11 protein-coding genes are annotated in these 10,946 nt (G+C 68.0%); all 11 read right to left on the reverse strand.

Annotation, left to right across the window (positions count from 1 at the left end; genetic code table 11):
• Window positions 1-753: [NiFe]-hydrogenase assembly chaperone HybE (locus tag WAZ62_RS19365; RefSeq protein ID WP_422645172.1), on the reverse strand; the 753-nt coding region annotated here is incomplete at its 3' end.
• Between the two features lie 13 nt (window positions 754-766).
• A complete protein-coding gene (locus WAZ62_RS19370) occupies window positions 767-1,630 on the reverse strand; it encodes a hydrogenase expression/formation protein (protein WP_422645173.1) in 864 nt (287 codons plus the stop codon).
• Between the two features lie 10 nt (window positions 1,631-1,640).
• On the reverse strand, window positions 1,641-2,057 hold the full coding sequence (locus WAZ62_RS19375; protein WP_422645174.1) for a hydrogenase: 417 nt from the start codon (window positions 2,055-2,057) through the stop codon (window positions 1,641-1,643).
• Between the two features lie 3 nt (window positions 2,058-2,060).
• Window positions 2,061-2,375 carry a HypC/HybG/HupF family hydrogenase formation chaperone gene (locus tag WAZ62_RS19380; protein ID WP_422645175.1) on the reverse strand — a complete coding sequence of 105 codons (315 nt, stop codon included), beginning with the start codon at window positions 2,373-2,375 and terminating at the stop codon, window positions 2,061-2,063.
• A gap of 3 nt (window positions 2,376-2,378) precedes the next feature.
• Window positions 2,379-2,996 carry a HyaD/HybD family hydrogenase maturation endopeptidase gene (locus WAZ62_RS19385; RefSeq protein ID WP_422645177.1) on the reverse strand — a complete coding sequence of 206 codons (618 nt, stop codon included), beginning with the start codon at window positions 2,994-2,996 and terminating at the stop codon, window positions 2,379-2,381.
• A 208-nt stretch (window positions 2,997-3,204) separates the two neighbouring features.
• The gene (gene cybH, locus WAZ62_RS19390) at window positions 3,205-3,906 is read right to left on the reverse strand and encodes a Ni/Fe-hydrogenase, b-type cytochrome subunit (RefSeq protein WP_422645178.1); all 702 of its coding nucleotides are present in this window, start codon (window positions 3,904-3,906) and stop codon (window positions 3,205-3,207) included.
• 25 nt (window positions 3,907-3,931) lie between these two features.
• Window positions 3,932-5,746, reverse strand: coding sequence for a nickel-dependent hydrogenase large subunit (locus tag WAZ62_RS19395; RefSeq protein WP_422645179.1), 1,815 nt, complete (start codon window positions 5,744-5,746; stop codon window positions 3,932-3,934).
• 2 nt (window positions 5,747-5,748) lie between these two features.
• Window positions 5,749-6,819, reverse strand: a complete 1,071-nt coding sequence (locus WAZ62_RS19400; RefSeq protein WP_422645180.1) for a hydrogenase small subunit — start codon at window positions 6,817-6,819, stop codon at window positions 5,749-5,751.
• 156 nt (window positions 6,820-6,975) lie between these two features.
• Window positions 6,976-8,424 (reverse strand): nickel-dependent hydrogenase large subunit, encoded by a 1,449-nt coding sequence (locus tag WAZ62_RS19405; protein WP_422645181.1) that lies wholly within the window; start codon window positions 8,422-8,424, stop codon window positions 6,976-6,978.
• An 8-nt stretch (window positions 8,425-8,432) separates the two neighbouring features.
• On the reverse strand, window positions 8,433-9,428 hold the full coding sequence (locus WAZ62_RS19410; RefSeq protein WP_422645182.1) for a HupU protein: 996 nt from the start codon (window positions 9,426-9,428) through the stop codon (window positions 8,433-8,435).
• A complete protein-coding gene (locus WAZ62_RS19415; RefSeq protein ID WP_422645183.1) occupies window positions 9,425-10,768 on the reverse strand; it encodes a sensor histidine kinase in 1,344 nt (447 codons plus the stop codon). The genes WAZ62_RS19410 and WAZ62_RS19415 overlap by 4 nt, the downstream gene beginning before the upstream one ends.
• Between the last annotated feature and the right edge of the window lie 178 nt (window positions 10,769-10,946).

The following is a 10,946-nucleotide window of genomic DNA, read 5'->3' on the forward strand; positions in this document are numbered from 1 at the left end:
GGCCGGAAGCTCGGGCGAAGGCGCGGGATCCGCCGCGACCGCCTCTTCCGCCGCCGCCAGTTCCGCCTCGCGGCGCTGGCGGATCTCGGCGGTGGGGGCGCCGCCTTCGCGGATATCGGGATCGAACAGCGCGGTCATCACCGCCTCGGCGACATCGACCGCCTCGATCATGGCGCGGAATTCGAACATGGGCGAGAACAGCGAACAGCCTTCCCACGGCCCCAGCCGCGCATCGAAGCCCTGGACGAATTCGTAGCGGCCGGAGGGAAACTCGACCAGCCGCTTGGTTCCGACCACCGGCGCCTCGGCCGCGACGTCCAGCGGCAGCAGCACCAGATTCATGAACCAGGGCGTGACCAGCACCCCCAGCGCCTGGCCGTCCCAATGCCGGAAGCCGACCGCCTTCACGCCCAGCCTGTCGTTGACGACGGGAACGCCGGCCATGTCCCTCGCCGCGATGGCGCGGAAGGTCTCCTCCAGCGCCGGCACGCGGGCTCTCGCCCTGGCGTCGAGGCTATCGACCACCGCTTCGCCATCGTCGAGCAGCATGAACTGGTCGCGCTCGCCGTCGCAGACCGGGCAGCGCCATTCGGGCGGCAGGGCGGTGAAGGGCGTGCCCGCCGGCACCTGCCAGACCGCGCAGCCCTCGGCCGGGTCATAGACATGCCAGCAGATCTTGCATTCCAGGCGCGCCCGCGGCGGCAGCCGCGCGGCATCGCCGAGGTAGGAGCCTTCGAAGCGAAGCGCGGTCATCTCGGGTCCCCTTTCAGCGGATGGCGGCGATGATGTCGCCCAGCCGCTCGGCGCTGTCGGCGATATCCTCGATCGCGGCGCAGGCGACCTCGGGCAGGCCGGTCACCTCGATCGTGTCGAGGATCAGCGTGTCGACCGAATTGTAGAAGCGCACCCGCCAGACATGGGTCAGCGCGGTCGAGCTCAGCCGGCAATTGCCATAGCCGCGCGACAGGATGGTGGTCGCGCCCTGGCCCAGCACCTCGTCGAGGAAAGCCATGTCTTCGGGCGAATGCGGCAGCAGGGACAGGTTGATGACATGGCTCGGCGCCCCCGGCTCCCACGCCCGGCTGCGGTAATCGAGTTCGGCCAGGATCGAGGGGGCATTGATCACCCCCGGCGGCGCGGCCGCGATCCGCGCGGCGATGTCGCGGCGCGCAGGCGGAAAGGCCCGCTCGATCGCGACGCGAGGGAAGGCGCCGATCTCGACCCGCTCGGACTGGCGACCGCCGCGCCCGTGAAGGCGCAGGCGCCAGACCCCGGCCAGTGTCGCCTCCTGAATCTCGATCCGCTCGTCCGGACCGATCACCAGGGCCGAGACCTCGCCCTCGCCCAGCGCCTCGTCGATGATGTCGCGGTCGGGGCCGGACAGGTCATCGAGTGTAATCGAGAAGGGCGCATCCGCCACATGGCGCGCCAGCCCCTCGTGCAGCCTGTCCAGCCGGTCGAGGCCGATCAGGATCGCCGCCGGGTCCTCGACCTCGGGCACATGCGGGGCATAGACCTGCATGTCCTTGGGCATGGGCAGATAGGCGAGACCTTCCTCGTCCTCCGCCGGCTGGCTGCCGGGGCCGTAGCCGACGGGCGGCCGGGTCAGGCCGATCAGATTGCGGCTCATGGTGCTGCCCTCACTGAATGGCGGCGGTGCCGGCCGTGGTCGCGCGCTTGACGTCGAACAGGGCGCGGATGGTCGCGATGTAATCGTGCCAGTCGCGGACGCGGGAAACGGAGCCGAGCAACTCGTGGCCGCGCACGGCGACCAGCGCCGGCAGGGCGATGCCGTCGAGCTGGCGGCGCAGGACCTTTTCGAGCTCCGGCCCGGCGACCGCCGCCTTCACCCGGCCGCCGAACACGGTCACCAGTTCCGGCAGGATCACCGCGACGTCGAGGGTTTCGGCATGGGCCTGGCCGTGGCCCGGCAGGAAGATCAGCCAGTCGCCGCCCTTCAGGGCGGGCAGGCCGGCGTCTTCCTGTGCCAGCAACGGATAGCCGAATTCGGCCGTGAGGCGGGTCACGAGGGGGGGCAAGGCGGCAGCTTCGGCCATGGCTCAGGCTTCCTTCCGTCCGGCGGCGCGCGCCGCTTCGAGGTGGGGGGGCAATTGGGGCTCGCGCCCGGCGAGATCGGCGAAAAGATGATCGAGGTCGGCATCCCGGCCCCGCATCACGGCGGCGAGACCGTCGAGGGCGGCGAGGATCCGCGCCGCCTCCGCCTCGTCGAGGACGCGGCGGGCGACACCGAGAAAGACCAGCACCCAGTCGCCGGCCGCGGCTTGCGGTGCCAGCGACAGGTCGATCGTCTCGGCCCCGGCAAGGCCGTGGATGCCGTCGACATGGTCCAGCCGCATCGGCGTCGCGATGCACATGATCTAAAGACCGAAGCCGAGCACGCGGGGATCGCCGATGCGGCAGGCCATCTCGGCGCTGGGCCGCCCGTTTTCATAGGCTTCGCGCGACAGACGGGGATCGATCAGGCCACCCTGGGCCGCGTCGCGGCGCCGGGCCTCGATACCGTGGCGGTCGCGCAATTCGGCCAGCACCGCGTCGACCGCTTCCTGTACCCGGGCGGCGACGACATCGGTCAGGCCGCCGCCGTAATCGTCGAGCACGGCGGGCTGCACGCCGATCAGCACGAGGTCGCGCGGGCAGCGGTCCAGCAGTTGCGCCGTCGCCAGCACGTCCTGAAAGCCGGTCTGATGCAGGCTCATCTTGTGGGCGCCGAGGAAGGCCGGCACATCCGCCCCGCGCAAGATGCGGAAGCTGCCGGGCGCGAGGCCGTAGTCGATGGCGTCGACGATGATCAGCGCGTCGAGATTTTCGATATGGGGCAGGAGATAGAGGCCCTGGGTGCCGCCATCCATCACGCCGACAGGCGCGGGCAGCGCGAAATCGCGGTCCAGCGCCTCGACGACGCGGACGCCGAAACCTTCATCGGCCCAGAGGATATTGCCGATCCCCAGGACCAGGATCCTGTCAGCCGACTGCATCGTCTTCCCTTCCCTGTTCGGGCGATCTTCCCGTCACCCTTGCCCTTCGAGCGGGCGGTGCTGGAGGGAATTGCAGAAAGCGTGCCAGCGACGGAAAGCCGCAGTTCGGCGGGGAAAATCTGATCACAGGCGAAGCAAACTGGAAGGATGGTTTCCGATATGGCCGAAAAATCGGAAATCATCCTTCCAGTCAGGCGTTGCGGCGCCGTCAGTCCGGGTCGTCGTCCTTGAAGGTGCGGACGCCCGAAATCATGGTCGAGACCATGGACTGGCGGGACATGATGTCTTCCCGGATCGCGGCATAGACGTGCAGCATGACGAACAGGATGATCGCCCACATGCCCATGTGATGCCAGGTATGGACATCCATGCTCTGGCCGAACAGGGGGATCACCCAGCCGAACAGGCTGTCCTGCCAGGAGCCGGGACCCGCGCCTTCGCTGTAGAGGGCGAAGCCGGTCACGATCATGAACAGCGTGCCCACGGTCATGAACCAGAACATGGCGAACTGGGCCAGCGGATTATGGCCGACATATTTCCGCGGCCGGCGTTCGAGGAAGGCGTACCAGCGCGCTTCCTGCAGCAACCCGTCCCAATAGGCCCCGCTCCAGAACGGGAAGCGGAAGAGCTGCCGGGCGTGTTCATTGCCGACGAAGGCCCACCAGATCCGCACCAGGAAGCCGATGGCGAAGACATAGGCGGCGGTGAAATGGGCGAATCGGATGTAACCCATCAGGAAATGGTCGCTCGCCTCGCCGCTCAGGGTCGGCAGGGGCGAGCCGATGAAATAGCCGGTGACGCAGAGCACCAGGATCGCGGCGGCATTGACCCAGTGCCACAGGCGCACCGGCGCCTCATAGACATAGATCGCCGTGATCTTGGTCGGCGGCACCCTTTCATGGACGCTCATGGTCTGTCTCCTCCCCCGTCGGCGCTCAGCGGACCTGCACCCTTGCCAGTTCTTCCCCGTCCGGCGACATGACGTGGGTCGAACAGGCGAGGCAGGGATCGAAACTGTGCAGCGTGCGCAGGATCTCGACCGGCTCGTCCGGCTTTTCCATCGGCGTGTTCATCAGCGAGGCCTCGAAGGCGCCGATGTTGCCGGCGGGATCGCGCGGGCTGCCGTTCCAGGTGGTCGGCACCACGCATTGGTAATTCTCGATCCGGCCGTCCTTGATCCTGATCCAGTGGCCGAGGCCGCCGCGCGGCGCGGCGACCGTGCCGACGCCCTTGGCTTCCGACGGCCAGGTCCTGGGGTCCCATTTCTCGACATTGGCGGTGGCGAAATCGCCCGCCTTGATGTTGGCGATCAGGTCGTCCCAGTCGTTCAGCATCATGTCGGCGCAGTAATGGGCCTCGAGCGCGCGGGCGAGGGTGCGGCCGATGGTCGAGGGCAGCGCCTGCTTCGCGGTGAGGCTGGTCCCCGCGAGCGCGTTGAAGCGGCCGAGGGCATCGGTAACCTGATCCTTCACATAGGTCACGCCATGGGCATAGGCGAGGATGTAACGCGACAGCGGCCCGACCTCGCAGGCATGGCCCTTCCAGCGGGGCGCCTTGATCCAGGAATATTTGGCGCCTTCGTCCAGCTCCTCGATCCGGGTGCGGGTGCCCTTGGCGTTGGGGCCGAGTTCGTATTTCGGCTCGGTCACGCCGTCCCAGGGGTGCAGGCCCTTGCTGTCGTCGCCATAGGTGTACCAGGAATGGGTGACGAATTCCTGGACGTGGGTCGGATCGCGCGGGTCGATGGGATGGATCTCGTCCCAATTGCCGTTCAGGATGACGCCGCCCGGCAGCCGGTCCGTGCTCTTGTCGCCCAGCACCGACTCATAGTCGCCGTAATCCATGACGTTGGTCGCCGACAGGCCGCCGCCATAGAGCCAGCCCTTGTAGAAGCTGGCGATCGCGATCACGTCGGGGATATAGACGTTCTTCGAGAATTCATGGGCTTCCTGGATGCGGGCGCGGATGAAGTTCAGCCGCTCCATGTTCAGGGGCGCGCCGGCCGACATGTCGCCTTCCATGTTGATGGCGCAGGGCACGCCACCGACCATGTAGTTGGGATGCGGGTTCTTGCCGCCCAGGATCGTGTGGATCTTCACGATCTCCTTCTGGAGGTCGAGGGCTTCCAGATAATGGGTGACCGCCATCAGGTCGGCCTCGGGCGGCAGCTTGTAGGCGGGATTGCCCCAATAGCCGTTCTTGAAGATGCCGAGCTGGCCGCTTTCGACGAATTTCTTCAGGCGGTTCTGCACGTCGCGGAAATAGCCGGGGCTGGAATTCGGATGGTTCGGCCCCGCCATCTGCTGCAGCTCGGAGGTCGCCTTGGGATCCGCCTTCAGCGCGTTCACCGGGTTCACCCAGTCGAGCGCGTGCAGATGGTAGAAGTGGACGACGTGGTCGTGCCACTGCAGCGTCTTCGCCATGATCTCGCGGATCAGGTGGGCATTCTTCGGGATCTTGATGCCGAGGGCATCCTCGACCGCGCGGACCGAGGTCAGGGCATGGCAACCGGTGCAGACACCGCAGATCCGCTCGACGAAAGCCCAGGCGTCACGCGGATCGCGGCCCTTCAGGATGACTTCGAGGCCGCGCCACATGGTCCCCGTCGAGACCGCGTTGCGGATCACGTTGTTCTCGTCGAGATTCACCTCGCAGCGCATGTGGCCTTCGATGCGGGTGACCGGATCGACGACGACGCGGCGGCCGCTGTTGTCGAGGGAAAAGCCGTTGGGGGTCTGGATGATACCCATGATCATTCACCCTTGTGCTGGGCGCGCTTGAGGGCGCTGACGGCGGTATGGGCGGCGATCGCGGCACCGGCGGCGCCGGCGACGGTCAGGCCGATCTTGTCGGCGTTGGCCTCGATGCCGAATTGCGGAATGTCGGTCAGGCGGGCGTACCACGAGCCCTTGTCCCAGAAACCGTCTTCCGAGCAGCCGATGCAGCCATGGCCGGCCTGGATCGGGAAGGAGGTGCCCTCGTTCCAGCGGATGGTGGAGCAGGCGTTATAGGTGGTCGGGCCCTTGCAGCCCATCTTGTAGAGGCAGTAACCCTTGCGGGCGCCCTCGTCGTCGAAATGCTCGACGAACTGGCCGGCGTCGAAATGCGGCCGGCGATAGCATTTGTCGTGGATGCGCTGGCTGTAGAACATCTTGGGCCGGCCCTGGCGGTCCAGCTCGGGGATGCGGTCGAAGGTCAGCATGTAGGTGACGACCGCCGTCATCACCTCGGCGATGGGCGGGCAGCCCGGCACCTTGATGATGGGCTTGTTGGTGATCACCTGATGCACCGGCGTCGCCCGTGTCGGATTAGGCCGCGCCGCCTGGACGCAACCGAAGGAGGCGCAGGAGCCCCAGGAAATGATCGCCTTGGAATGTTCGGCGACATAGCGCAGCTGATCGACGAAGGGCTTGCCGCCGATGATGCAATACATCCCGTCCTCGTTCAGGGGCGGATTGCCCTCGACCGCGAGGATGTAGTTGCCTTTGTAATCCCGAATGATCTCGTCGAGGATGGCTTCGGCCTGATGACCGGCGGAGGCCATCAGCGTGTCGTCATAATCGAGAGAGATCATCGAGAGCACGACATCCTTCGCCAGCGGATGGGCGGAGCGGATGAAACTCTCGGAGCAGCAGGTGCATTCGAGGCCGTGGAGCCACAGCACCGGGGTGCGCGGCTTGGTTTCCATGGCATGCGCGATGCGGGGCGCGAATTCAGGGCCGAGGCCGAGCGCCGCCGCCGTCAGCGAGCAATATTTCAGGAATGAACGGCGGGTGATGCCCTGGCGGCGCATCACCTCGTAGAATGTCTCCAGCCTTGCCATGGACGGCGGCCTCCCTGTTATTGGCTGACTCTCCCTAGGCAAGAGCCGGGCCAAACAGGCAAGGCGAGGATTTCCGCCCCTTTCAGGTCATCGCCTCACCGGGGACTGGCAAGGGCGAATACCCATGACGTGGCAAGTGTCTTTCCGCTTTTCCGATCAGTGGACGGTGCAGACCATGCAGGGATCGAAGGAACGCACGACATGCTGGACCGCGGCCGGCACCCGCTCGCCATCGGCGACCGGCGTGCCTTCCAGCGCCTTCTCCAAAGGACCGGGCACGCCGTCGCTGTCGCGCGGCGAGAAATTCCAGGTGGTGGGCGCGATGATCTGATAGGCGGCGATGCGCCCGCCCTCGACCCGCAGCCAATGGCCGAGAGCGCCGCGCGCGGCCTCGGTCACGCCGAGGGCGCGGCCCTCGTCCGGCAGGCGGGTCTCGACATGCCAGTCGCCCTTCACCTCGAGCTGGCGGACGAGGCTACCGATCCGCTCCACCTCCCGCGCCAGCTCCAGCAGGCGGGCGATCACCCGGCTCTCGACATTGCCGCCGTCCCGCAGGGCCAGGGCCTCGACCAGCGGATCGCCGGCCACCAGCCGCCGGGCGATGGCCCCGGTCTCGAACGGCAGGCCGCCGAGGCGGGGCGCCTTGCACCAGGAATAGCCCGCCTCGTCCGCGCCATCGGGCTCGGTCGAGCCGTCGAAGGGATGGTGCCGCCGGTCGCGCCCGGTCATGCGCGCGAAACTGTGATCCTCGGCGATACGCCCGAAGTCGAGGTCGCCGCCGGCCCCGTCCCGCCAGGTGCCGGCCCCGGCCCCCGGCCCCGCGCCATAGGAGAGGAAACGGTCGAAGGCCCGGCCCAGGCCCCGCAGGCCGAGATCATGGGCGATTTCGAGGAACAGGCGGAAATTGCCCGCCGGTCCCCGCGCCCGCCAGGCGTCCAGCGCTTCGAGATCCGACAGGGCCAGCACGGCTTCGAGCGGGGCGCCGAACAGGCTGCGCTCCAGATAATGCCGGAAGGCGGTGATGATGGCGCCGAGCCGGACCTTGTCGCGGGCATCGAGGGCGCGGGCGACACCGCCCGGCTGGATCGTCAGCGTGTGGGGCCATTTGCCGCCCATGATGCCGAAGACATGGAACAGGCCGGCGCGGGCCGCCACCGCCTCGCGCACGGCGCTGCCGGCGGCGGCCTTGAAGCGCTCCTCCACCAGCGGGAACCAGGGCCGGCCGGCATAGGCGGCGCGGGCGAAATCCGGCATGAAGAAGACATGGAAATGGGTCAGGTGATCGCCCAGGTTCTCGACCGCGCGCATGATCTCGCGGGCGATGACGGCATTGGGCGGTGGCGCCGCGCCGGCCAGGGCTTCCAGCGCCGAGACCGCGGCCATGGACTGCGAGACCGAACAGATCCCGCAGATCCGGGGCACGATCACCAGCGCGTCGAGCGGGCCGCGCCCTTCGAGGATACGCTCGAAGCCCCGGAACAGCGGGGAATTCACCCGCGCCGACGTCACTTGGCCGGCCCCGAGCTCGAGCTGGACCTCGAGGTCGCCCTCCACCCGGTTGAACGGGCCGACGATCAGCCGGCCGGGGCTTTCGGTTTCACTCAAGGCGGACCCTAGCGTTTGCGTTTTTCATGGACGGTGGGGGGCACCAGGATGCGATCGGCGGCGGCGTTGCGCCGCACCCGGTCGGGCGTCGCCGCCTTGGCGAGGGACGAGAGGGCGACGAACCAGGCCTTGGGCATGTCGGTCGGCAGGCCGATCGGGATGCCGGCGAATTTCGGCGTCTCCAGATAGGCGTGGCCCGGCTCCTCGAATTCGGGCGCGGTGCAGTTGATGCAGGCGTAACCGCCCCTGGTACAGGACCCCTCGCCGTTCCACAGCCGGGTATTGCAGTCGGCATGGGCCTGGGTTCCGAGACACCCCATGTGTTCCATCATGCAGCCGAGGTCCGAGGGCTGGTGGGCGCTGGCCTTGTATTCATAGTATTCGTTGCGCGGGCAGCCGTGATGGACGAGGTGATCGGCATAGAAGCGCGGCCGCTGATACTGGTCGAGATCGGCGGCGGCCAGCCCCTCGTCCGCCAGCAGCATCAGGGCTTCCGTCACCCAGTTGGGATGGGTCGGGCAGCCGGCGACATTGATCACCGGCAAGCCGCCCCGCGCCAGGAATTCGGGCCCGAGCAGACCGCCCTTCTCGCGTCCGTCATACTGCAGGCCGCAGGCATCCGCCGGATTGGCGCCCGCCGCGGTTATGCCGCCGAAGGCCGCGCAGGTGCCGACCGCGACGACATGGCGGGCGTGGGCGGCGAGGTCGCGCACCCAATCCATCATCGGCCGGCCGGTGCCCGCCATCATGTGGAAGCGACCGGTGCCATTCGGCCCCAGCAGGATCGAGCCTTCGACGCAAAGGACGTCCAGCGTGCGGCGCCCGTCGAGAATGGCCCGGAGCAGGTCGACGACCTCGCCCCCCGTTTCCTCGGAAAGCGTGGGGTGCCACAGCAGCTCGATCCCCGCGCAGTCGAGGGTCGCCAGAAGATCCGGCGCCTCGGCGCAGAGCATGGACATGGTGCAGCCGCCGCAGCCGCCCGATTGCAGCCAGAGCAGGTTCATGGCGCGGGCCTTCCGCCATCGGCGGGCAGGCGCAGGGTGAAGACGGCGCCGCCTTCCGGGTGATTGGCGGCGGACAGCGAGCCGCCCTGATCGCTGACGATACGGTCGCTGATGGCGAGGCCAAGGCCGGTGCCCTTGCCCACCGGCTTCGTCGTGAAGAAGGGATCGAAGATGCGGGACAGCACGTCGGTGGCGATGCCGGGGCCACTGTCGCGGATGTCCACCACCGCCTGACCGCCCTCGATCCGGCCGGAAATCACCAGCCGGTGGGGCGGCGGGGCATCGGCCATGGCATCGATCGCATTCTGCACCAGGTTCATCACCACCTGATGGCTGTGAGCCGACAGGCCGAAGGCCCGGAAGTCCACCGGCAGGTCGAAGCTCACCTCGAGGTCCGGCATCTGCGCCCGCGCGACCCAGGTGACGGCGGCATGAAGCACGGCGCCGAGATCGAAGAGATCGGCCGGCGCCTTGTCGGTGGCGGCGAAGCGGCGCAGTTCGGCGACGATGTCGCGCACCCGCTCCGCCCCTTCGGCGAGACCGTCGATCGTGCTCGGCAGGTCGGCCAGGGCCTTGTCCACACGGTTGGCGGCCCGGGCTTCCGCCGCCGGCTTGCCGGCGTCGAGGGCGCGGATATAGGCGGTCAGCCGGTCGGCCTGGCGGCGCAGGGCATGGGCATTGCCATAGACGAAGGAAATCGGATTGTTCAACTCGTGGGCGACCCCGGCGACGAGCCGGCCGAGGGAGGCCATCTTCTCGGAATGAACCAGCTGCTGCTGGGTCTCCTTCAGGCGCTCGTGAGCGGCGGCCAGATCGCCGTAGGCCCGGCGCAGTTCCCCCGTCGGCCGGCCGACCAGCACCAGCCCGGCCGAGCGCCCGCGCGGCGTGTAGCGGATCGAGGAATTGACCGAGACCGGAAAGGCCCCGTCCGCCCCGCGCAGCACGAGTTCGAGGTCGGAAACCCGCTCGCGCCGACGGGCGGCGGCGACCAGACGGCCGAGGGCGGCTTGCGAGGCTTCGTCGAAAATGCCGGCCAGCGGGGTGCCCGCCAGTTGCCCCGTGGCCCGGCCCAGGGCGCGCTCGGCCGCCGCGTTCACCTCGACGATGCGGCCCGCCGTGTCGCCGACGACGAGGACATCGGTCATCGCCGCCATCACCCCGGCGATGAAGGCCTGCGCCTCCTCGAGTTCGGCGTTCTTGCGCTCCAGCTCGACCTGCTGCGCGACGAGATCGGCATAGGTCTCGTCCATCTTGCGGATGACGTCGATCCAGACGCCTTCGCCTTCCCCATCGATCGAGGTGGCCACATCGATAGGGCCGGATGTCGGCGGTTGAACCAAGCTCGATCCCTCCCGAATGGGAAACGCCCCCGCCGCTCGTGCCGGGAAGGTGCCCCTGTCGGCTCGAGATCCCGGCGAAGGCCGGGATCTCGCGAAGGTTCGGGCGCCTTCCGGTCGACAAGACACGGAAGCCCACTCTAGCACCAGGCCCGGGCGCCCGCCACGGACGGATGGCGGG

The sequence above is a fragment of the Zavarzinia sp. genome, assembly GCF_049306435.1.
GTDB lineage: Bacteria > Pseudomonadota > Alphaproteobacteria > Zavarziniales > Zavarziniaceae > Zavarzinia.